19 protein-coding genes and 1 other annotated feature are annotated in these 24484 nt (G+C 39.8%); of the genes, 2 read left to right on the forward strand and 17 right to left on the reverse strand.

What is annotated here, in order from left to right; genetic code table 11:
* Positions 1 to 13 precede the first annotated feature (13 nt).
* From D8849_RS00955 to D8849_RS00970, 4 genes are all read right to left on the reverse strand, one after another.
* Positions 14 to 1273, reverse strand: a complete 1260-nt coding sequence (locus tag D8849_RS00955; protein WP_125385910.1) for a UDP-N-acetylglucosamine 1-carboxyvinyltransferase — start codon at positions 1271 to 1273, stop codon at positions 14 to 16.
* Between the two features lie 219 nt (positions 1274 to 1492).
* Complete coding sequence (gene pyk / locus D8849_RS00960; RefSeq protein WP_125385911.1) at positions 1493 to 2998, reverse strand: pyruvate kinase; 1506 nt, start codon at positions 2996 to 2998, stop codon at positions 1493 to 1495.
* Positions 2999 to 3054: 56 nt separating this feature from the next.
* Positions 3055 to 4062 (reverse strand): 6-phosphofructokinase, encoded by a 1008-nt coding sequence (gene pfkA / locus D8849_RS00965; protein ID WP_000820863.1) that lies wholly within the window; start codon positions 4060 to 4062, stop codon positions 3055 to 3057.
* Positions 4063 to 4143: 81 nt separating this feature from the next.
* Positions 4144 to 7245 carry a DNA polymerase III subunit alpha gene (locus D8849_RS00970; RefSeq protein ID WP_185756188.1) on the reverse strand — a complete coding sequence of 1034 codons (3102 nt, stop codon included), beginning with the start codon at positions 7243 to 7245 and terminating at the stop codon, positions 4144 to 4146.
* A gap of 288 nt (positions 7246 to 7533) precedes the next feature.
* On the opposite strand from D8849_RS00970, the gene D8849_RS00975 reads away from it, so the two are divergent.
* Together D8849_RS00975 and D8849_RS00980 are read left to right on the forward strand one after the other, a co-directional pair.
* A complete protein-coding gene (locus tag D8849_RS00975; RefSeq protein WP_125385913.1) occupies positions 7534 to 9816 on the forward strand; it encodes a Xaa-Pro dipeptidyl-peptidase in 2283 nt (760 codons plus the stop codon).
* A 473-nt stretch (positions 9817 to 10289) separates the two neighbouring features.
* The gene (locus D8849_RS00980; protein WP_001043026.1) at positions 10290 to 10760 is read left to right on the forward strand and encodes an arginine repressor; all 471 of its coding nucleotides are present in this window, start codon (positions 10290 to 10292) and stop codon (positions 10758 to 10760) included.
* A gap of 43 nt (positions 10761 to 10803) precedes the next feature.
* Here D8849_RS00980 and D8849_RS00985 read toward each other — a convergent pair whose 3' ends face one another.
* From D8849_RS00985 to ppc, 13 genes are all read right to left on the reverse strand, one after another.
* Positions 10804 to 10962, reverse strand: coding sequence for a hypothetical protein (locus tag D8849_RS00985; RefSeq protein ID WP_007284777.1), 159 nt, complete (start codon positions 10960 to 10962; stop codon positions 10804 to 10806).
* 9 nt (positions 10963 to 10971) lie between these two features.
* Positions 10972 to 12282 (reverse strand): GTPase ObgE, encoded by a 1311-nt coding sequence (obgE, locus tag D8849_RS00990; protein WP_125385914.1) that lies wholly within the window; start codon positions 12280 to 12282, stop codon positions 10972 to 10974.
* A gap of 63 nt (positions 12283 to 12345) precedes the next feature.
* A complete protein-coding gene (locus D8849_RS00995) occupies positions 12346 to 12480 on the reverse strand; it encodes a DUF4044 domain-containing protein (protein WP_000863852.1) in 135 nt (44 codons plus the stop codon).
* 57 nt (positions 12481 to 12537) lie between these two features.
* Positions 12538 to 12714 (reverse strand): PspC domain-containing protein, encoded by a 177-nt coding sequence (locus D8849_RS01000; protein WP_125386244.1) that lies wholly within the window; start codon positions 12712 to 12714, stop codon positions 12538 to 12540.
* Positions 12715 to 12743: 29 nt separating this feature from the next.
* Positions 12744 to 14069, reverse strand: coding sequence for a glycosyltransferase family 4 protein (locus D8849_RS01005; protein ID WP_125385915.1), 1326 nt, complete (start codon positions 14067 to 14069; stop codon positions 12744 to 12746).
* 15 nt (positions 14070 to 14084) lie between these two features.
* Positions 14085 to 15128 carry a glycosyltransferase family 4 protein gene (locus D8849_RS01010; RefSeq protein WP_185756189.1) on the reverse strand — a complete coding sequence of 348 codons (1044 nt, stop codon included), beginning with the start codon at positions 15126 to 15128 and terminating at the stop codon, positions 14085 to 14087.
* 114 nt (positions 15129 to 15242) lie between these two features.
* Complete coding sequence (locus D8849_RS01015; protein WP_000331925.1) at positions 15243 to 15572, reverse strand: metal-sulfur cluster assembly factor; 330 nt, start codon at positions 15570 to 15572, stop codon at positions 15243 to 15245.
* Between the two features lie 14 nt (positions 15573 to 15586).
* Entirely contained in the window at positions 15587 to 16696 is a 1110-nt protein-coding gene (gene rpoD / locus D8849_RS01020) for an RNA polymerase sigma factor RpoD (protein WP_004259586.1), read from the reverse strand.
* A gap of 2 nt (positions 16697 to 16698) precedes the next feature.
* Positions 16699 to 18459, reverse strand: a complete 1761-nt coding sequence (dnaG, locus tag D8849_RS01025; RefSeq protein ID WP_125385916.1) for a DNA primase — start codon at positions 18457 to 18459, stop codon at positions 16699 to 16701.
* Between the two features lie 89 nt (positions 18460 to 18548).
* Positions 18549 to 19307, reverse strand: a complete 759-nt coding sequence (locus tag D8849_RS01030; protein ID WP_049552532.1) for an ABC transporter ATP-binding protein — start codon at positions 19305 to 19307, stop codon at positions 18549 to 18551.
* Positions 19304 to 20170 (reverse strand): ABC transporter permease, encoded by an 867-nt coding sequence (locus tag D8849_RS01035; protein WP_094753130.1) that lies wholly within the window; start codon positions 20168 to 20170, stop codon positions 19304 to 19306. Before D8849_RS01035 ends, D8849_RS01030 begins: the two co-directional genes overlap by 4 nt.
* 75 nt (positions 20171 to 20245) lie before the next feature.
* Positions 20246 to 21241 (reverse strand): tryptophan ABC transporter substrate-binding protein, encoded by a 996-nt coding sequence (gene trpX / locus D8849_RS01040; RefSeq protein ID WP_004259575.1) that lies wholly within the window; start codon positions 21239 to 21241, stop codon positions 20246 to 20248.
* Positions 21242 to 21456: 215 nt separating this feature from the next.
* Positions 21457 to 21674, reverse strand: a binding site (T-box leader).
* Positions 21675 to 21770: 96 nt separating this feature from the next.
* The gene (ppc, locus tag D8849_RS01045; RefSeq protein WP_125385917.1) at positions 21771 to 24467 is read right to left on the reverse strand and encodes a phosphoenolpyruvate carboxylase; all 2697 of its coding nucleotides are present in this window, start codon (positions 24465 to 24467) and stop codon (positions 21771 to 21773) included.
* Positions 24468 to 24484 lie beyond the last annotated feature (17 nt).

Genomic DNA, 24484 nt, shown 5'->3' on the forward strand with positions numbered 1-24484 from the left:
ACACCTCTACGGTTTATTCTTCAACAAGTGTAATATCCGCTCCTAGATTACGTAATTTTTCAATAATATCTGAATATCCACGTAAGATGAACTCAATATTCGTAATTTCAGTTTTGCCTTCAGCCATTAAACCAGCAATGACAAGTGCAGCCCCAGCTCTAAGGTCAGTAGCTTTTACATTTGCACCACGCAAACAACGTCCACCAGTATATAAAATATGGTCGTTTGTAGTCGAAATATCTGCGTCCATCTTTGCTAGTTCAAAAACATGATTTACTCGTTTTTCATAAATGGTATCAATAATGGTACCACGCCCCTCTGCTGTTAACAAGAGAGGAGTAATTGGTTGTTGCAAGTCAGTAGCAAAACCTGGATAAGGAGCTGTCTTAATATTGATTGCTTTCAAATTAGACTGTTCCTCAACAAAAATGCTGTCTTCAGATACAGTCATTCGTACTCCCATTTCTTCCAACTTAGCAATAAATCCTTCTAAGTGTTCATAAAGAACATTATTAATACGAATTCCCTTACCAACTGCAGCAGCTAAGGAAATGTACGTTCCCGCTTCAATACGGTCTGGAATCACCTGATGACGCGTTCCATGTAATCTGTCAACACCATCAATAATGATAATATTGGTTCCAGCACCACGGATATGAGCCCCCATATTATTCAAGAGAGTAGCAACGTCAATAATCTCAGGTTCTCGGGCTGCATTTTCAATAATAGTACGACCATTTGCTTTAACCGCAGCAATCATTGTATTAATCGTCGCACCTACACTTACCGTATCCATGTAAATACTTGCACCATGAAGTCCCACATCTTTAGCAGATAACTTCATGTTATCACCCTCGTAGCTAACAGTGGCTCCCATAGCTTCAAAAGCCTTAAGATGTAAGTCAATAGGACGTGGTCCCAAATCACATCCTCCAGGTAAACCAACTGTAGCTTCCCCAAAGCGACCTAAAAGACTTCCATAAAAATAATAAGATGCACGAAGACTATTGATTTTCCCATAAGGCATTGGAATATTTTGAACACCTCTTGGATCAATCTCTAACACATCGTCATAACGCTTAACGGTAGCGCCCATCAATTCCATAATTTCGACAAGACTAGCAACATCCGAAATATCTGGAACACAATCCAAAGTCACAACATCATCTGCCAAGATAATAGCTGGAATCAAAGCTACAACACTATTTTTTGCACCACTAATGGTAATCTCACCTTGCAGGGGCAAGCCACCATTGATAACAATTTTTCTCATTTTAAATTTTTAATACTCTTTCAAAATTTCTAAAAAGGTCCTACGTTAAAGTATACCATAATTTCACCTTTTTTTCCATCATTTTCAATTATATTAGCTGAATCGTATTTGTATTAACTGGCCTTTTTTAAAAAGTTTTGCCCCTTATTTGCCCCCTGCTACAAAAAAACCTATCATACAGGCTAGAAAGCTTGATATGATAGACTTTTTTCATTTTAATTAACGTACTGTACGGATACGCATTGTGTTTGTACGTACAGCTTCTCCAACTGGTACACCAGCTACGATAACGATATCGTCACCAGATTGTACAAGACCTGCTTCAACTGCTTTACGTTCAGCAATTTCGAACATATCATCAGTTGATGATGGAGCATCTGTCAACATTGGGATAACACCCCAGTTCAACATCAATCCACGTTCTGTCAATTCGTCGAATGTCAATGCCAAGATGTCAGCATTTGGACGGTATTTAGAAATCAAACGTGCAGTGTGACCTGTCTTAGTAAGAGTTACAACCAATTTAATGTCCATTGAGTTAGTAGCATCTTTAACAGCTGAAGCCATTACTTCTGTCTTAGAGTTACGTTCAAATGAATCTGAGTTCAAACGACCGTATTCGTTAAGAAGAGTCTGAGCGTTCTTGTCGATTGTAGCCATTGTAGTTACTGACTCAAGTGGGTATTTACCGTTTGCAGACTCACCTGAAAGCATTGTAGCATCAGTACCGTCGATAACAGCGTTGAATACGTCTGATACTTCTGAACGAGTTGCACGTGGTTTTTCAGTCATTGTTTCAAGCATGTTTGTTGCTGTGATAACAACTTTACCTGCAGCATTGACTTTCTTGATAATCATTTTTTGGTAAACTGGAACCATTTCGAATGGTACTTCGATACCCATGTCACCACGAGCGATCATGATACCATCAGCAGCTTCGATGATTTCATCCAAGTTGTCGATACCTTGTTGGTTTTCGATTTTAGCGAACAATTGAACGTGTCCGTTTCCAGTTTCTTTACAGATTGCACGAACTTCGTTCACGTCTTTTGCAGTACGTACGAATGAAATCGCGATGAAGTTAATTCCTTGTTCAAGACCAAAGCGGATATCGTCGTTATCACGTTCAGCAAGAGCTGGGAAAGGAATTTTAGTGTTAGGGATGTTAACACCTTTTTGTTTAGCAATTACACCATCGTTTTCAACTTCAACTTCAAACTCACGAGTTGCGTCATCTTTAGCAACCACACGAAGACCAAGTTTACCATCGTCAACCAAAACTTGACGACCAACTTCAACATCATCATAGATATCAAGAGCACCAGCAACGTTCAATGAGATCACATCACGAGTTGATTTGATTCCTTGTTTAGTAGCAACACGGATTTTTTCACCAGTTGTGTAAGAGTACTCTTTTGCATCTCCTTCAAACAATTCAGTACGGATTTCTGGTCCTTTTGTATCAAGAAGGAAACCAACTTTTTTACCTGCAAGTTTTTCAGCAAGTTTAACAGTTGCCATACGGTCACCTTGCTCTTGGTGGTCACCGTGTGAGAAGTTGAAACGGAATGTGTTAGCACCAGCTTCGATCAATTTAGCAATGTTTTTAGCTGAAGCTTCAACATCAAGTTTTTCACCCCAGTATCCGTCATCACCGAATTTTTTACCACCGCGGATTTCTACCGCAGGTCCCAAAGTTGCAACGATTTTTACACGTTTGTTCATGATTTTTGTGACTCCTTTATATATGACCTTTTTGGTCTTATTAACTAAATTATAAATTATGACAAGCTCTTATTCAAGCTAGATAGCTCAAGGTCAGCTTTATGTGGGTTGTTAACCACAATCTTACCATCTGCAGTAAGGCTAAACAATGCTCCTTCTTCTGCAGTTCCAAGAATTGGGTTTTCAACCATTTTCTCGTTACGGATACCAACCGCAACACCACCGATACCTTCTTTAAGAAGTTTAACGGCATGTGCACCCATACGTGATGCCAAAACACGGTCACGCGCAGTTGGAGAACCACCACGTTGAATATGTCCAAGTTCTGTCACACGAAGGTCGCTTGTATCTCCAGCTTCTTTAAGTTTTTGACCAAATTCAGCTGCTGACATCACACCTTCTGCCAAGACGATGATATTGTGTTTTTTACCACACTCGTATCCACATTTAATGCTTTCTACGATATCTTCAATCTTGAATCCTTCTTCAGGAATGATGATTTCATCAGCACCAGTTGCAATACCAGCCCAAAGAGCGATATCACCTGCGTTACGTCCCATAACTTCGATAACAAATGTACGACGGTGACTTGATGATGTATCACGAATCTTATCGATAGCATCCATAGCAGTAGTAACCGCTGTGTCAAAACCGATTGTGAAGTCAGTACCAACAATATCGTTATCGATTGTACCAGGAAGACCGATAGCTGGGAATCCATGTTCAGTCAAACGCATAGCACCGTGGTAAGATCCGTCACCACCGATAACAACTACACCTTCAATTCCGTGTTTTTTCAATTGCTCAATCCCTTTAAGTTGCCCTTCAAGTTGAGCGAACTCTGGGTAACGAGCAGAGTGAAGGAAAGTACCACCACGAGAAATGATGTCTCCTACTGAAGCCGCATCTAGGGGATGAATTTCACCAGCAACCATACCAGCATATCCATCATAGATACCAAATACTTCCATTCCTTCTGAAATTGCTTGACGAACAACTGCACGGATAGCAGCGTTCATACCAGGGGCGTCTCCACCACTAGTCAAAACAGCAATACGTTTCATATTGGTTATGCTCCTTTTTCTTTTAACATTCTTACTGATTATATCACATTTAAATGGAAAATTCTTCTATTTTCCGTAATTTTAGCGATAAATCGTTTTCATAACGATTCCACCTAATTTCTCTTCTAATTCAGTGGATTTAGTCACAAAATGATGGGGAGAAACAATCGTTCTCTGTTCCTCTTCATACCTGATGATAACTGGGAATGGGCCTTTATACTGGTCTAAAATTCTCGAAATTTCTTGATCCGATTCATGATTTTTTACCTGTATCCAAAAGCGTTCAGCCACTGCTGCTCTTATTTCTTGTGCAATCATTTGCAGACGGCCATCTCGTAACTGAATTTTTCCTCTTATATAGTAGAAAGCTCCTTCTTTCAATTCCTGCCCAATCTGTCGATATAAGTCTGAGAAGAGGGTAACATCCAATTTTTTCTTACTATCATCTACCTGTAAGAATGCCATGTTTTCACCCTTTTTGGTCCGAATCACTTTTATTTTCTGAATTTCAACCAATATAATGACGTGACTATTTTCTGACAAATTTCCGATTGGTGTAATTGGGTAGATAGCCTTACTTGCAATAGCTTGTAGAGGATGTTTGCTCACTCCTACTCCTAGGAGCTCTTGTTCCATGTAGAATTTTTCTTGTTCTGTCCAATCTTCCGATTCCTGCCAACTATAGATGGTCTCTCCAAATAAGCTTCCTAATACTTTCACAAATTCAAATAGATTAGCTAAATTATTGAATACTTTTTGACGATTTTTTTCAAATAAATCGAAAAGACCAACTTTTACCAAAGGTTCCAGCAAGGGAAGTTTCAAATAATTCTCAGGTAGTTTAGCTAAAAAATCTTCAATATTAGAATAAGGTCTATGTTCAATAATCCAAATAGCCAAATCCTTGCTGAGCCCCTTAATCGATTTCAAACCTAGATAGATAGACTTGTTGGCAATTTTATCATGATAAGGAATGGTATTAATGGACAGAGGTGCTACTTCAAAGCCTGCTTCAAGTGCGTCTGTTAGGTAATCACTGTTGGAAGAATTCAGCATGACCTGATAAAAAATGGCTGGATAATGCGTTTTGAAATAGGCCAACTGGAAGGCCAAGGCTGAGTAGGCATATGCGTGAGATCGGTTAAATCCATAACCTGCAAACTTCTCCATAACATCAAAGACCTGCTCTGCCTTTTCCCTAGTATGACCAGCATCTAATGATCCTTGAATAAAGGATTCCCTCATTTCATGCATGGCAAAGGCATCCTTTTTCCCCATAGCCCGACGTAAAATATCGGCTTTTCCGAGGCTAAATCCAGCAAATCTCTGAGCAACCTGCATAACCTGCTCCTGATAGAGCATGATGCCGTAGGTTGGAGCCAAAATATCCTCCAGTACTGGATCCAGAACAGTCACTTCTTCCTGCCCATGCTTTCTTGCCACAAAATTATTGATGTAGTCACTGGCACCTGGTCGATTTAGAGAAGTAGTTGCTACGACATCTTCAAAACAGACTGGTTGCACACGTTTGAGCAAGCGAATGGCACCAGGTTGCTCAAATTGAAAGATACCTTTTGTATTGCCAGAGGCAAATAAAGCTAACGTTTCTTTGTCTTCCAAATCAATTTCTTCAATTTTAAGGTGAATACCTTCTGATTCAGCAAGCAATTCTTGCATCTTCTGGACAAAGGTCAAATTTCGCAGTCCCAGAAAATCCATCTTCAAAAGTCCGCTAGATTCAACTCCATGAGCATCATACTGAGTCAGCGGAATTTCGTCACCATGTTTTAGAGGGATGTAATTGGTCAAATCTTGGTCACTGATTACAACACCAGCCGCATGGACAGAGGTTTGTCTTGGATAGCCCTCTATCTTGCAGGCAATTTCAAAGGCTTTTTGGTATTCTAACTTACTATTGATTTGCTGACGAAACTGGAGATTACCCTCATAAGCCGACTTGAGATTATCACGAAAACTGATTTTCTTGGTAATTGCAGATAATTCATACTCTGGCACACCAAAGCGCTTCAAAACATCTCGCAGAGCTTGCTTAGCCCCAAAGGTAGAAAAAGTAACGATTTGAGCCGCATGTTTACTACCATATTTATTACCAACATATCTGATAAAATCTGGACGATAAATATCAGGAATATCAATATCAATATCAGGCATGGTATAGCGTTCACGATTGAGGAAACGTTCAAAAATCAGATTTTTCTCTACTGGGTCAATCCCTGTAATGTCTAAAGCATAGGAAACCAAGCTACCAACTGCGGAACCTCGTCCCATTCCCATATAATAGCCATTCGAACGTCCAAAACGCAATAAATCCCAAACAACCAAGAAATAATCATCAAAGCCCATATCATGAATAACAGCCAATTCTTGGTCTAGACGGTCTTGATATTCTTTACCAGTTAACCCCTTCTGAGCAAGCCCCAATTCAGCACGTTCTCTTAATTCTTCTACTGCTGGTCTAGCAGGATTAAAGCGAGGCAGTTTCAGACTAGTATCCAAGTCATAAGAAATACCTGAAATAAGCTTTTCTAAGTTTTCCAAGGCTTGAGGAAAACGCTCTTGGAATAGTTTCTCTAAAGAACTTGCTGACATAAAAACATCTTGTTTCGAAAGCAAAGGAACTTCTCTAAGCGGGAGATTTTCTTTAATCGCTGTTAATACTTGAAGAACTTCTCTATCCTTACTTTCAAATGTATTGACCCGATAAAGTGGCAAAATAGGACGATAAAATTCGCTTGCCAGTGTTTCTGGGTAAACCCCTATATAGTAATCACAGCCAAGATTTAACAACTCCAGTCCATCAAAATAAGGCACAATTACCGCAACATCCTCCAGATACTGAGATAAAACTGACCAATTTTTCTCCCCCTGCATCTTGGCTGTTGAAAGCTTCATCAACTGCTGATAGCCTACACTAGATAGAGCTAAAAAGCGCAAATTCACATCCTTATCATCTACAAGCACATTCATTTCAAGCCCTAACAGAGGATGAATGCCGTATTTTTTTGTAACCTCTAGAAAATCGAAAGCACCATAAAGATTATCAATATCCATCATAGCCAGATGAGTGTAGCCATAGTCTTTAGCTGCTCTCACATACTTGTCAATCGAAATGACACTCTCCATAAAACTATAGACTGTTTTTGTATCTAGTTGTGCGATCAATTTACACTTCTCCTCTATCATTCTCACTATATTATACCATTTTCTTTAAATTTCTATTACTATTACTGATGCTTAAATGTCTAATAACTCAAATCATAGTTGACTAGACAATCCTTGCACGATTTTTAACAGTATCACTAATATTTTTGTATTTAGGCTTATCATTTTACATATTTATTTCATAAATACTCATTTTTATTTATTATAATTTCTGTTAATTTTTATAGTTTCTTTTCTCTCTATTTTTTGATATAATAACTGTAATATATTTCATAAATAGGAGGTCTTATGCGTTTTAATCAATTCAGCTATTTAGCGCTACCTAGAGATACAATTATCTTTGAATTAAAAAAGTATGGATTTGATTTACCAGTCAACATTACAAATAAACAAATGCTTGAAGCGTTTCTTATTCGTTTCTTTTTTAATTTTAAAAACAGCTCCTATCCTCTATCCAGTTTAGCAGTTGATAAAGAAACTGACTTACTGACATTTTTTCAATCTGACAAAGAGTTGACTGCAGATATTTTCTATACTGTGGCTTTTCAACTTTTAGGTTTTTCTTATTTGGTTGACTTTGAAGACAGTGATGTTTTCCGTAAAGAAACTGGTTTTCCTATTGTATATGGTGATTTGATTGAAAATCTCTATCAGTTACTCAATACTCGAACCAAAAAAGGAAATCTCCTGATTGATCAACTGGTAAGTGATGGTCTCATCCCTGAAGATAATACCTACCACTACTTTAACGGCAAGAGTTTGGCTACTTTTTCTAGCCATGATGTCATTCGTGAAGTCGTTTACGTTGAGACTCGTGTCGATACTGACCGAAAAGGGCTTCCAGACTTAGTCAAGGTCAGCATTATTCGTCCTCGTTATGATGGAAAAATCCCTGCTATCATGACAGCCAGCCCCTACCATCAGGGAACCAATGACAAGGCTAGTGATAAGGCTCTCTACAAGATGGAGGGCGAATTCGAGGTAAAACCTGCTCACAAGATTGAGTTAGAGGAACCTCAACTAAATCTCGTCCAACCTCAAGGTCAAGCTGAGCTTGTGTCAGAAGCTGAGGAAAAGCTAACGCACATCAACGCTAGCTATACTCTCAACGACTACTTCCTTCCACGAGGTTTTGCCAATCTTTATGTCTCAGGTGTTGGTACCAAAGACTCTACAGGTTTCATGACTAACGGGGACTACCAGCAAATAGAGGCTTATAACAATGTCATTGACTGGCTCAATGGTCGCTGCCGTGCCTTTACTGACCATACGCGCCAGCGTCAAGTCAAGGCTGACTGGTCAAACGGAAAAGTTGCCACAACTGGACTTTCCTATCTAGGTACCATGTCCAATGGTCTAGCGACTACAGGTGTAGATGGTTTAGAGGTTATCATTGCCGAGGCTGGTATTTCTTCGTGGTACAACTACTACCGTGAAAACGGTCTAGTAACTAGCCCAGGTGGTTATCCAGGTGAGGACTTTGACTCCCTTGCTAAACTAACCTACTCTCGTAATCTCTTGGCTGGTGACTATATTCGTGGGAACGAAGCTCACCAAGCTGACTTAGAAAAAGTAAAAGAGCAACTGGATCGCAAATCTGGCGACTACAATCAGTTTTGGCATGACCGTAATTATCTACTCAATGCCCATAAGGTAAAAGCAGAGGTTGTCTTTACTCACGGGTCTCAGGATTGGAATGTCAAACCACTTCATGTTTACCAGATGTTCCATGCTCTACCTGCTCATATCAATAAGCACCTCTTTTTCCATAATGGCGCACATGTTTACATGAACAACTGGCAATCCATTGACTTCCGTGAATCCATGAATGCCTTATTGACTAAGAAATTATTGGGACAGGAAACGGAATACCAACTTCCTACTGTTATCTGGCAGGACAATACAGCTCCTCAGGCTTGGTTATCACTTGATACATTCGGTGAGCAAGAGAACTTTGAAACCTTCTCACTTGGTCAAGAAGAGCAAGTCATTCAAAACCAGTACTCAGATAAGGATTTTGAGCGTTATGGTAAGACATACCAGACTTTCAATACGGAACTTTATCAAGGGAAAGCCAATCAAATCACTATTGACCTTCCTGTAACTAAAGATCTTCACTTGAACGGTCGTGCTCAGCTCAATCTACGTATCAAATCCAGCACAAACAAGGGTTTATTATCTGCCCAACTGCTAGAATTTGGACAGAAAAAATACCTACAACCTTATCCAGCTGTTTTAAGTGCTAGAACCATTGACAACGGTCGCTACCATATGTTGGAAAATCTCAACGAATTGCCTTTTCGCGAAAATGCACAACGCGTCGTGACAAAAGGCTATCTCAACTTACAAAATAGAAATGATTTACTGTCGGTAGAGGATATTACTGCAGATGAATGGATGGATATCCAATTTGAACTGCAGCCAACTATTTACAAGCTAAAAGAAGGAGATACTCTTCGTTTAGTCCTCTATACTACTGACTTTGAAATCACAATCCGTGACAATACCGCTTACCACCTGACTGTCGATCTTGAACAGTCTAGTCTTATCCTACCTTGTCAAAAGGTATAATGTACCAGACTTTTAAGATGAAACTATTTCCACTTGAACTGTTAAACTACACATAAACTTAGTATCAAATTCAATCCTAGTCTAGACCTATGACGTAGCTAAAACTGGACCTTTGACAAAAGATACTAAGAATCTAACCAACATGTGTAACCATTTATAACACTCGCTACCACACCACATGTTGGAAAATCTCTGTGAATTGACATTAATCGTAAATTCTCAACAAGTCGTGACAAAAGGCTACCCTAATTGAATGATTTACTGTTAGTAGAGGACACCAATGTAAATAAACGGGTATACACCCAATTCATCTACACCCAACTAGTGACAAGTAAAAAGAAGGAGACTCACTCCGTATCGTTCTAAATTACTACTGACTTTGAAATCTTCATACGTGACAATACCGCTTACCACCCGACTGACGATCTCGTTCAGTCCACGCTTTCTGTACCTAGTACAAGGAGTAATGTTTTATGAATAAATCTGAACACCGACACCAACTCATACGAGCTCTTGTAACGAAAAACAAGATTCATACTCAAGCTGAGCTACAAGCTCTTCTTGCTGATAACGACATTCAAGTTACACAAGCTACACTTTCGAGAGATATTAAAAGTATGAACCTCTCAAAAGTACGAGAAGAAGACAACTCTTACTACGTGCTCAATACAGGTTCAATCTCAAAATGGGAAAAACGTCTCGAAATTTACATGGAAGATGCTCTTGTCTTGATGCGTCCAGTTCAACACCAAGTCCTACTAAAAACCCTTCCTGGACTTGCTCAATCCTTTGGTTCTATCATTGATGCCTTGAGCTTCCCTGACGCTATCGCTACCCTCTGTGGCGATGATGTCTGCCTTGTCATCTGTGAAGATGCAGAAGCTGCCCAAAAGTGCTTTGAAGAGCTGAAAAAATTTGCTCCACCATTTTTCTTTGAAGAATAAGAAAATTCCGTGTCTCATATGGCACGGAATCTTTTTATCTATTTTACTGAGATGGATTGTCTTTTTTAGTTCGTGCCAATCTCAGGGCACGATTTGGATTGAGACGATTAAATAGTTCTTCCAATTTCTTTTCATTCCAAACATCTGCAGCGGAAACAAAATTGCCATCCGCATCTCGGAAAGATATCGGTTTATCTCCCATACCAGTCTCCTAGTCTACAAATTCAAACTCAAATTTACCAATGCGGACCAAATCACCATCTTTAGCACCACGCGCACGAAGGGCTTCATCAACTCCCATACCACGAAGCTGTCGAGCAAATTTCATGACTGATTCGTCCCGATCAAAGTTGGTCATATTAAAGAGTTTCATGAGTTTTTCACCAGAAAGCACCCATGTCGCATCGTCATCACGACTAATTTCAAAGGCTTTTTCTTCCTCATCAAATCCATAGTAAGCTTCTTCTTCCATATCTGACTCGTCGTAGAGCAAGAATTCTGATGTCTTGTCTAACAATTCAGCTGTAGCATCCAAAAGCGTTGCCAGACCTTGCTTGGTCAATCCAGAAATTGGGAAGATAGCTGGTAACTCTTCAAATTCATCGTAATTTTCAGCTAATTTCTTCTTGAATTCTTCAAGATTTTCCTGACTTTCAGGCATATCCATCTTATTGGCTACAATAATCTGTGGACGCTCCATGAGGCGAAGATTGTATGACTCCAGCTCTTTATTGATCGCTAGGTAGTCCTCATATGGATCACGGCCTTCGCTAGCTGACATATCAATGATGTGAAGGATGACACGTGTACGCTCGATGTGACGGAGGAACTGAGTTCCCAAACCAACACCTTGACTAGCCCCTTCAATCAAACCTGGTAAATCAGCTACTGCAAAGGATTCACCTGATTGGGTACGAACCATTCCTAGATTTGGCACAATTGTCGTAAAGTGGTAGGCACCAATTTTGGGCTTAGCTGAGGTGATAACACTTAAAAGTGTTGATTTCCCTACAGATGGGAATCCAACTAAACCAACATCTGCAAGGATTTTAAGTTCTAACTGTAACTCACGTTCCTGACCTGGTTCTCCATTTTCAGAGATTTCAGGTGCAGGATTTTTTGGTGTTGCAAAGCGGATATTTCCACGACCACCACGACCACCGTGGGCTACAATAAATTCTTGACCGTGTTCAATCAAATCTGTCAAGACCTTGCCTGTCTCAGCATCACGCACAGTCGTACCTTGTGGCACTCGAACTCTTAGGTCTTCAGCACCACGACCATGCATCCCTTTTGTCATTCCTTTTTCACCAGAATCAGCCTTGAAATGACGATTGTAGCGGAAATCCATCAAGGTACGCAAACCTTCGTCTACAACGAAAACCACATTACCTCCACGACCACCATCACCACCCCAAGGACCACCATTAGGGACATATTTTTCACGGCGAAAGGCAACCATACCATCGCCGCCATTACCAGCCTTGACCTTAATCTTGGCTGTATCTAAAAACATACTCATTTTTTCTTCTCGCTTTAAAAAAGGGCTGGGAAATCCCAGTCACAAAATTTTCTTGAATCTATTTTATAGATTACTGAGGGCACCAATTGCAGTTGCAAAAATACCCAAAATACTTGCTACTAACATGATAAGTACGATAAGCAAGGTTAATTTCTCAAACATAGTTTTTTTACGTTTTCCATTATCTCCAAATGCCATTTTTTCTCCTTCATTACATTCTATTTTATATTATCTTATCATGAATTTAACTAGTTTTCAATAGTCACTTGCTACTGGTGCAATAATCCATAAAATGATATAAGCTACAATTCCTGCCCCATAACAAAATGCAAGAACACCCCATATTACACGAACAATAGTCGGATCCATATCAAAATAATGGGCTACCCCAGCACATACTCCAGCAATTTTTTGATCACGACCACTTCTCATTAATTGTTTTTTCATAGCTTTGCCTCTTTCTATTCTTCCCGGTCTTTCCAATAATCTCTGATGCTGATTAACTGTGTTTTTGAAGCCCTCAGCATTCGTCTAGAGCCTTTTACGGGCACAGCAACCACCTGTTGCGGTAAATACAAAACTGTCTTAAAGATACGCTGGCTTACCGTATCATCTTTGGCTAAATCTTTCTGGAAATTATTTGAAATAATGGCATCCAGATAAAACTCATGCACTCGTTTCCCAAAGTTCTCAGCTGAAATCTCATATAATTTCTCTGATAAGGTATGCTCATTCATATCTGGCGTTGCAATCAGAGCCTCCAGAATAGCTCCAGCCAAATCATGTTCACCGTAATACAAGGTTCCAAACATTTTATGACTGATAAGATTGTCCAGATAAGGATTTCCATGAGCAATGACAGGTGTTCCACTGGCTAAGCTTTCCAAGTATGTCAAACCTTGCGTTTCACTTGTCGATGCCGAGATGAAAAAATCTGCCGCCTTATAGTAAAGAGCGGTCTCACTAGGAGCAATCATCCCTGTAAAGACAACAGAGTCTTGAATCTCTAGTTTCTTGGCTTGCTCTTTAAGGTCATCCAGATAAGGACCATCCCCAGCAACCACCAGTTTGACCTTGTCTTCCTCTTTCAGAACTTCTGCAAAAGCTGCTAGTACTGCCTGAATATTTTTTTCATAGGAAATTCTGGAAAGACTAAGCAACATCTGTTCATCATCTTGAATCTCTAGTTTAGTACGCAGTTCTTTCAGATTTTCTTGCTTGATTTCCGGACGCTCAAACTTAGCTAACTCAATACCAGTTGGAATAACCCGCTTTTCAACCTTGACTTTATAGTCAGATAGCAAGTCTCGGACAATCTCACTCGGGCAAATCACCCCATCCACATCATGCAAAAAACCTCTAACCAGATACTTGACCATACTAGGACGAATCAACATCCCCTTAGCAATATAATGTACATAGTCTTCGTATTGGGTGTGATAGGTATGGATGACTGGAATCTTCAATTCACGCGCAATCCAAATCCCCAACAAGCCAAGAGAAAATTCTGTCTGAGTGTGGATAATATCAAGTTGATATTGTTTAGCAATTTCAAGAGCCTTGCTAAAACCTCGATAGGCAAAGCGGCGATCCTTAAAAGCAAAGAAAGGAACACTTGGTATGCGGATAATTTGCCAATCTTCGTAGCGATTGACATCCTTATCTGTCGTTGTAAAGATAAAAACAGCATGCCCCTGCTTTTCAAGTTCTGTTTTCAAGGTTCGAATACTGGTCGCAACACCAGAAACCTGAGGAAAATAGGTATCTGTAAATAAACCAATTCGCATAGATTACCTCACTTTTTACTTTCTCCCTAAAGCGGCTTGTTTCTCATAAAAGTCTAACCAGATTTGTAACAGATGCTCTTCTGAATACTCCCTAGAAATATTCTTAGCTTTTTCTTTGAGTTCTTTTAAGGCAGCAGGATTTGCTTGATATTCCAAAATAGCTTCTTTCATCTCTTCTCTATCTGCTGTCGCCCGATAATTTCCCTCTAAAATCACCTTATAAAGATCCAAATCACGTAACATGATAGGAGCCTCACAACTAGCAGCCTCTAAAATCGTCATAGGAAAGAGCTCATTGTAACTAGGCAACAAGAAAAGATCCGCTAGGGCATACAATTCGCGCATCCGTTCTGGCGGCACAATACCTGGAAACATCAAATTTTTGGGTGGATTATCCATCATTTTCTTGTAGCGTTCATAACCATCTGTCATACCACCAAAAGAGAAACCACCAGCCCAGATAAAGGTAATCTGAGGCAATTCCTCAGCCAGACGGATAAAGTCATCAATCCCTTTACGTTTCTGAACTTGACCAGCGCCTACGACAATAAACTGATTTTCACTAAGACCTAGCTTTGTTCGCAGACTCGCTACCTCTTCTTGTAGAAGGGGATGCCATTTCTCCTTGTTTACAAAGTTAGGAATATAGGTTACTTTTTCACGTGGAATACCAGCTGCCACCAAATCCTCAATAAACATCGGATTGACCACAACCAAGTGCTCCATCCGGTTGTAAAAAGAAAATACATAGCGTTTCACAATTCTCTTTAAGAAAAATGGAATTTTCAAACTCCCCTCAAGTGTATCTGGTAAAAAATGAACATAACCAATTTTTCTACCAGAGCGCTTCTTTTGAAATGTAGACATATAGTATGGGAAATCAATCGTATGAAAGTGCGTAACGTCTGCCTCAATAGGAAGATTCTCTGTAACAATCAATTCATCTTTAGCATCCCGTTGTAGAAGATGAACTAATTCACGATAAGCACCTGAAACTCCTTGTCCTGCTACTTTCTCACTTGAACTCAACATATTGATGCGTAATTTCTTTTTTTCCATAAGTACTATTATATCATTTTCTTTGAATAAAATCAGCAAAAGAAAGGAGAGACTAGAGGAAAAGAAAGGAAATTTCCTCGCTCTTCCAATAGTCTCTCACATGCTTTTATCTGTTTACTTAATGCCTAGGGCAATGCGGGCATAGCGACTCATTTTTTCAACTGTCCAGGCTGGATACCAAACTAATTTAACCTCAGTATCAGTCACTTCTGGAACCTCTGTCATAGCATCATAAATCTGATCCGTCAAAAGGTCTGCTAGGGGGCAACCCATAGTTGTCAAAGTCATATCAATCTCTGTTTGCCCTGTGTCACCATCAAAACGAATTTCATAGATCAAACCAAGATTGACAATATCGATTCCCAACTCAGGGTCAATAACTTCTTCCAAGGCTGATAAAATTCGTGTTTTGATGTTTTCAATTTGCTCTTCTGTATAAGCCATCTTAATCCTCACTCTTAATCTTCAATAAAATCACGAAGCGGTTTGCTGCGACTTGGTTGGCGTAGTTTTCTCAAAGCTTTAGCTTCAATCTGACGGATACGCTCGCGAGTTACGTTAAAGACTTTACCAACATCTTCAAGAGTACGCATTTTACCATCATCTAGCCCAAAACGCAGACGCAAAACATTTTCTTCACGGTCTGTAAGAGTATCCAAGACCTCATCCAACTGCTCGCGCAAGACGATACGAGTTGTATAGTCGACTGGATTTTCAATCACTTCATCTTCGATAAAGTCCCCAAGGTGGCTATCATCTTCTTCACCAATAGGAGTTTCAAGGGATACCGGTTCTTGAGCAATCTTCAAGATTTCACGAACCTTATCAGGTGTCATATCCATTCGTTCAGCAATTTGCTCAGGTGTTGGATCTTGCCCCAATTCTTGAAGGAGGTTACGCTGTTCACGAACCAATTTATTGATGGTTTCAACCATGTGGACTGGGATACGGATGGTACGAGCTTGATCCGCAATAGCACGAGTGATAGCCTGACGAATCCACCAAGTTGCATAAGTTGAGAACTTGAACCCTTTAGAATAGTCAAACTTGTCAACCGCCTTCATCAAGCCCATGTTCCCTTCTTGAATCAAGTCAAGGAACTGCATACCACGGCCGACATAGCGTTTGGCAATCGAAACAACCAAACGAAGGTTGGCTTCCGCAAGACGTTGTTTGGCTTCGATATCACCCGCTTCAACAGCCAGCGCCAATTCTTTTTCCTCTTCATTGGTCAAGAGAGGAACGACCCCGATTTCTTTTAAGTACATACGGACAGGGTCATTAACCTTAGCCGAAGTTGAACCAATCAAGTCCTCATCACTAAGTTCTGGTTCTTCTTCAGCACTAAGAACACGCGCACTTGGATTCCCTTCGTTATCTGTGATAGAAATTCCTGCATCCTGAATTCGTTGCAAGAGATCTTCAATCCCATCAGCATCCAAGGTAAAAGGAATAACTAGACTAGCATTGATTTCATCATCAGTTGCTGTCCCTTTTTGTTTATGATTACGGATAAATTCTGCTACTTGTACGTCAAATGTTGTTACTTCTTTTTGTTTTGTTGCCATTATTACTCCATTCTTCTCTTTTGGGAAATTAAACGTTCCAATTCTTCTAAGGCTGTGTCTGTATCTCCTACATGGCTCGCTTCCTGCACCTTCTTTTTGATTCTCATATTGTCCTGATTCAAGAGAGCCTTGTTTCGAGTCATTTCTACTTCACTTAGTTCCTGCGGAGACATCTCAGCAGGTAAATCCTGAGCTAAAACTTGGTACCAAGCTCTCTCAACTTCCTCTGTCTGTTCTGCTAGAACTTCCGGAGGAAGATTGCCATACTGGCCAAGCAAGTCATATAAGACCTGAAATTCAGGTGTGTCAAATGCAAAGTCTTCTCGCAAGCGGTAATCGTTCAAAACAAGAGGGGATTCCACCATTCGATAAAGTAGATGGGCTTCTGCCCTCATAATAGCCGATAACTGCTTGGTGACAGGCATAGTGATTGGAGTCGGTCTGGAAATTCCTTCCATGCGATTCTGCCTTTGTGCCTGACGACTCTCATTAACAATCTGCTCAATCTGGGCATAATCAAAGGACGCCAGACTGTCAGCTAAAATATGTATATAGCTGTTTTGAGCAGTGATAGACTTTTCTTGAACAATCAAGGGCGCTATTTTTTCAATAAACTCAATCTGAGCCTGCAAATTTTCACTATTTTCAGGCTTATACTGGTGAATGTAGAACTCAATCGGACTAATACGAGTTTTCGTTAATAGATAGGCCAAATCTTCTGGACTATTTTTTTGTAGATACTCATCCGGATCCAAGCTATCAGGCATGCTAACGATTTGCACAGGCATATCACCAATTTCATCCAGCGCTTTCAATGTCGCAGCCTGCCCAGCCTTATCGCCATCGTATACCAGAACCAACTTCTTGGTTAACCTTTTCAGATGCTCAACATGCTCACGACTCAAGGCTGTTCCCATAGATGCGACAGCATTTTCGATTCCAGCCCGATAGGCTGCAATGACATCCATGAATCCTTCCATCAGGTAAATCTCACTGGCTTTTCCAGAAGATTTTTTTGCCCTATCCATATGATATAATTCGTAACTTTTGTTAAAAATTGCAGTCGATCGGCTATTTTTATACTTAGAAGTTTGTGAATCCGTTTTCTGCCAGATACGACCTGAGAAGGCAATAACCTTTCCCTGGTCATTTGTCAGGGGAAACATAATACGATTGTGAAAGGTATCTACAAATTGATTAGCATCAGAGAGATAAAACAGTCCTGAATCTAGGAAATCCTCATCACGATACTGACCAGACAAACGTTGATGAAGATAGTTGCGTTCTGGAGGTGCTAAACCAATCCGAAAATGCTTGAGCACTTCATCTGTCAAACCACGCTGATAAAGGTAGTTTCTGGCCTCTTCCCCCATGGTCGTTGTCATGAGAATAGCATGATAAAATTTGGCAGCATCTTCGTGCATATCATAAAGAGCTTGGTGGGGTGAAGCTGGCTTCTGTTCACTATAAAGCGGTTTTTCCACCTCTATCCCGACACGCTGACCTAAGATTTGGACAGCCTCCATAAAGGGAACCCCTTGGTACTCCTCGATGAATTTAAAGACATCACCTGAGCGACCACAACCAAAACAGTGGTAAAACTGCTTATCCTCAACAACGTTGAAAGAAGGTGTTTTTTCACCATGAAAAGGACAGAGCCCTAGATAGTTCCGTCCTGCCTTTTGTAAAGAAATCACATCTCCTATGACTTCCACAATGTTGGCATTGTTTTTGATTTCTTCAATGACTTGTTTGTCAACCATACACAATACCTCCATGTTATCATAGTTTACTTTATATAGTATACTTTATTTCAGAAAAAAAGTAAACCATTTCACTCATTTTCCCTACTTTATTCAAAGAGCTGATAATAATCAGAGATTTTCATTTTTGCTTTATCTTCTTGGTTCAAATCTTGGATAATTCGTCCTTCTTTCATGACAATCAAGCGATTGCCATATTTGAGAGCATCTTCCATATGGTGGGTAATCATAAGCGCTGTCAGCTGATCTTTCTTGACAAACTCATCCGTCAATTCCATCAAGGCCACACTGGTCTTTGGATCAAGGGCTGCAGTATGCTCGTCTAACAAGAGTAATTCAGGACGCTTCAAGGTTGCCATCAAGAGACTCAAAGCCTGTCTTTGTCCACCTGATAAGAACTCAATCGGTGTATTCAAGTGTTTCTCAAGACCGTTTCCCACTTTTTCAATAGTTGCCTGAAACTCATCCTTATAGCTAGTCAAGCGTCGTGGAAATAGTCCACGCTTTTCACCACGAAATTTGGCAATCAAGAGATTCTCTGCCACTGTCATACGAGGAGCTGTCCCCATCTTGGGATCTTGGAAGACTCGAGACAGATACTTAGCCCGCTTCTCTGGTGAAAACTTGGTTACATCTTCACCCAAAATACGAATTGTCCCACTGGTTAGTGACAAGGTTCCTGCAATGGTGTTAAAGAGGGTCGATTTCCCAGCACCATTTCCACCTAAAATCGTGATAAAGTCCTGTTCAAAAATTTCTAAGGAAACATCATTTAAAATAATCTTTTCTTCATCAAAGCCATTTTTAACAACTTTGGTTGCATTTTTTAATTCTACAATTGCTGTCATTTGCTTAACTTGGCTCCTTTCAAGATTGTTTGCTTAAATGTTGGAATCATGAGGCAGACTGCTAAGATCAAGGCACTGTATAAACGAAGGTAACTTGTATTAAAACCAAGAGCGATAACCGCCCACACTAAGAATTGATAAGCGATAGAACCTACAACGATGGCAACCAGACGCTCTGCCAAGCTCAAACTCTTGAAGATAACTTCTCCAATAATCAAACTTGCAAGACCTACAACGATAACCCCGATTCCTCGAGATACATCAGCATACCCTTCTTGCTGGGCAATGAGAGCCCCTGCAAGGGCAATCACACCATTTGATAAGACCAATCCCATGAGCTCCATGCGTCCAGTATGAATCCCGAAACTTCTAGCCATATCAGGATTATCACCTGTAGCAATATAGGCTTGTCCGAGTTTAGTGTCCAAGAAAAAGAGCATGAGAGCAATGACAAGACTTACAAAGATGAGACCTGTCAAGAGTTGATTCAAATCTGAATCAAAAGGCAAAACATCCTGTATTTGCTTGGTTCCAAGCAGGCCTAAATTCGCACGTCCCATAATCAAGAGCATGATAGAGTGACAGGAAGTCATCACCAAAATCCCTGAGAGCAAAGTTGGGATCTTCCCTTTTGTATAAAGAAGTCCTGCTGCCATACCAGCCAAACAACCTGCTCCAACAGCAACAAGTGTCGCTAAAAAGGGATTCACGCCCCTTGTTATCAAAGTGACAGCAACAGCTCCCCCAAGAGGGAAGGAACCTTCTGCCGTCATATCTGGAAAGTTCAAAATCCTAAATGTCATAAAGATTCCCAGACCTAGAATAGCCCAGACAAATCCTTGAGAAATAATAGATAATATCATCTGTTTCTTAACCTTTTCTATATGATTTCTATTGTAAAAAATTGGAGGAGATGTCCCCAACTCCTCCATTCTAGATTATTCAATCACTTGTCCTGCTTCTTTTAGAACAGATTCAGGAATCGTAATACCTAATTCTTGTGCCAATTTTTTGTTAATTACTGACTTACCAGTTGAAAATACATTGACTGGAGTATCAGCTGGTTTTGCACCTTTCAAAACTTGTGCAATCATTTTACCTGTTGCCACACCGAGATCATGTTGATCAACTACAACGGATGCCAAACCACCTGCTTCTACCATGGCAGTTGCGCTTGGGTAGATTGGTTTTTTAGCTGATTGGTTGCTTGATACAACAGTTGAGAAGGCTGAAGCAATAGTGTTATCGATTGGAACCCAGATAGCATCAACCTTGCTAGTCATAACGTTAACTGTTGAAGCAATTTCATTTGTTGAAGGAACTGCAAATGTTTCTACTGTCAAACCTGCTTTTTCAGCATAAGCCTTAAATTCTTCTACCTGAGTTTTTGAATTGTCTTCGCTGCTTGAGTAAAGAGCTCCGATTGTTTTCACATTTGGTGTGAGAGCTTTGATGAGTTCAACTTGTTGTTGAGCTGGATTGTGGTCAGATACCCCTGTAATGTTGCCACCTGGTTTTTTCAAATCTTTAACCAAGTTCGCACCGATTGGGTCTGTAATAGCAGCCATGATAACAGGTAGGTCTTTTGTGGCGCTTGCCAAACCTTGAGCAGCTGGTGTAGCAATACCAACCACAAGGTCATTCCCATTTGCAACCAACTGTTTGCTCATTGTCGCAACCTTACTTTGGTCACCTTCTGAGTTCATAAAGTCAATTTTCAACTGATCATCTTTATAGCCTTCTTCTGCCAGTCCATCTTGAATCCCTTTATAAATCAAATCAAGAGATGGATGGCTCACAAATTGAAGGACACCAACTTTGGCAACTTTCTTTTCATTTTTAGCTTCTGGTTTATTCATTGAAGAGTAAATCAAGCTTCCTGCTACTAAGACTGCTAATGCAGCGATAATTCCAATTAAACGTTTATTTTTCATTCTATTTCTCCTTTTATTCCTTTAAAATACTTCACTTATCTAATACTCTTCGAAAATCTCTTCAAACCACGTCAGCGTCGCCTTACCGTACTCAAGTACAGCTTGCGGCTAGCTTCCTAGTTTGCTTTTTGATTTTCATTGAGTATAAACAAGCTACGCCATCGTTTTCTTTCCATACTAACCTCCATCAAAAAAGTCCTCACACAAAAAACTTGTGTGAGGACGTCGATGCGCGGTACCACCTCAATTATAGGGAATTTCCCTATCGCTCTGTCTCGCAATAACGAGATGCACTGTAAGGTGTGCTCACCGAATTTTTATGATTTCAAATTCTAAATAACATTCAGCCCAATTTTCATCATCACCACTTATCTGTTTTCAGCTACCACAGACTCTCTAAAAAGTTTATATGATTACTTTTCTGAATGGTTAAATTATATCATTTTTCAACTACTTGTCAAGACTCTTTTAGTATTTTTTTGAAATATTCAAAAACTTCCCCTATAGAAAAGAGGAAGCTTGATAGGTATCAGCCTGAATTACGCAATCCTGTCGCAATTCCGTTGATGGTTGTATGGATTAATTTTTCTTGATCGCTTGATAATTCTCCTCGGCGTTGACGTTTAATCAACTCCAACTGGATATAGTTGAGGATATTAAAGTAAGGCATACGGTAATCCAAACTTGCTTTTAGATATGGATTTTCAGCCAAGAGTTCGTCATACCCTTCGATAGCCAAGATAACTTCCTTGGTGACTTGCCATTCATTTAGAATAGTCTCATAGATTGCTTTTACTTCTTCATCCTCACACAGTTTAGCATATTCAAAAGCAATGTTCATATTTGATTTTGACAAGACCATGTCGACATTTGAAAGAAGTGATTGGAAGAAAGGCCAATTTTGGTACATATCTCGTAGGATAGCGATATTCTCAGGATTTTTATCGATAAATTCCTTGAAGCTTGAACCAACCCCATACCAACCAGGGAACATTACACGGCTTTGCGACCATGAGAATACCCAAGGGATGGCACGCAAACCACCAATTTCAGTAATAGTCTTACGAGCGGCTGGACGAGAACCAATATTAAAGCTTGAAATCGCCTTGATTGGACTTGATTCGAAGAAATAATCATAGAAATGATCATTTCCAAAGACCAAATCACGGTAGATATCGTAACTACGGTCCACTACTTGATCCATAATAGCTTCATAACGATTTGAGGTATTTGTATCGCTCTTCTTCTGAGTAATCATACGGTTAATGGCTGCAGATACTAGCATTTCAAGATTATAGTAGGCAGCGTCTTTGTTACCATATTTATTCCCAATTACTTCACCCTGCTCCGTCAAACGAATACGGTCCTTGATAGACTTAAGCGGTTGAGAGGTAATGGCTTCATAGGTTGGTCCACCACCACGACCGACAGTCCCACCACGGCCATGGAAGAAGGTAACCTTAACACCAAATTCATCTCCAATAGCAGTCAATTGTTGTTGAGCCTTGTAGAGGGTCCAACATGATGATAGGTAACCACCATCTTTATTACTGTCAGAGTAGCCCAACATGATTTCTTGATAGTTATTGCGTGAAGCAATCCATTTCTTGGAAAGAGGAAGAGAAAGATATTCTCTCATGGTTTCTTCTGAGTGGTCCAAGTCCTCAATTGTTTCAAAGAGAGGAACAATTTGGACACGGGCTCTTTCTTTATCAACTAACCCTACTTCTTTTAGCAAGATAGCCAATTCCAGCATATCTGATACGCTGGTAGCATGTGAAATGATAGTCTGACGAATGACATCATCTCCCAACTTATCTTTCAACTTACTAGCAGCTTTAAAGATGTCCAATTCTTTTTCAAGTAACTCTGATTTTTCAACGTGAGTGGCAGAAAGAATACGTGGATCTTCCTCTAATTCTTTCAAGAGAAGCTGGCATTTTTCTTCTTCACTTAGTTCGCTATAATGAGAATGAATGCCTGCAGATTTCAAGAGTTCGGCTACACAGGCCTCATGAACACTTGAATCTTGACGCATGTCGATGGATGCTAAATAGAAACCAAAAATTTCAACTGCCTGAATTAGCTCAACAAAATCACCAGAAATCAGTGCTTCACCCTTGTTTTCCAAGAGGGAATCACGAATGGTAATTAAATCCTTATAAAAATCATTAGCTGTTTCATAGCGAGCTCCAATTTCCTTATCCTCAATCAGATAAGCTTTAGTCGCTTGGATTTTTGATTGAATATCAAACAAGGCACGGCGGTATAGCTCTTTTTCACGATAAATCGAGTTATCCTTAGACTGACGAGCCATTTCTCTGACTTGCTTACTCACATTGACAATACTGGTTGAGAGAGAGAACTCACGATAAAGTTGGTAAATCTTTTCATCATAGTAGTTCATGATGACTTCACACTGGGTCATAGCAGATTGTTTCAAGGTATCTGCTGTAACAAAAGGATTCCCATCACGGTCTCCACCAATCCACATTCCCATGGTAATTGGTTTAGGATGTTTCAACTCCAAGCCGTGTTTTTTAGCCAGACGCTTGTACTCAGCAGTCAAATGAGGAACAGCCTTCAGGAATGAACTATTGTAGTATTCCATAACATTCGTGATTTCATTGGTCACTTTCAATTTCTTTTCACGAATCATATCTGTCTGCATGATAATCTCAATATAACGACGGAGATCATTATGCCATTTTTCCTTATTAATCAAGCCTAATTTCACATCACGGTACTTACGCAAGAGGGTATGGATATGGTTAGTCAAATCCAACATACTCTTACGTTGCACTTGTGTTGGATGGGCTGTCAAAACAGGAACAACATTCAAGTGTTCTAGAATTTCAACCGCATTTTCTTTTTCTGCAACCATTTTAATCGTTGCTGACAATTTCCCAAGATAATCTTGATCGATATTATTTTGGTGGTTGATTTCATATGCCAAATCCACGTCTTCTGAAATATTAATCAAAAGAGGCAAGATAGAGAAATAGCGTGAAATATAAGCCATTTCATCATTTGTCAGACTAGTTACTAATTGGTTCAAACCTTGATAATCTTCTTGAGTTGACAATTCCTTCAACTGCATGATTTTTTCAAAAGTCTCTGGGGCAATCATGTTTTTAGTGATATCTTCTAACAATTCTGTTAAAATCAATACTTCTTCTTGCACGACAGCTTTATTACTATAGTTTTCTAATTTTTGAAGAGACATAGGTAATCCTTTCCACT

It is taken from the genome of Streptococcus mitis, assembly GCF_003942765.1.
Lineage (GTDB): Bacteria > Bacillota > Bacilli > Lactobacillales > Streptococcaceae > Streptococcus > Streptococcus mitis_BE.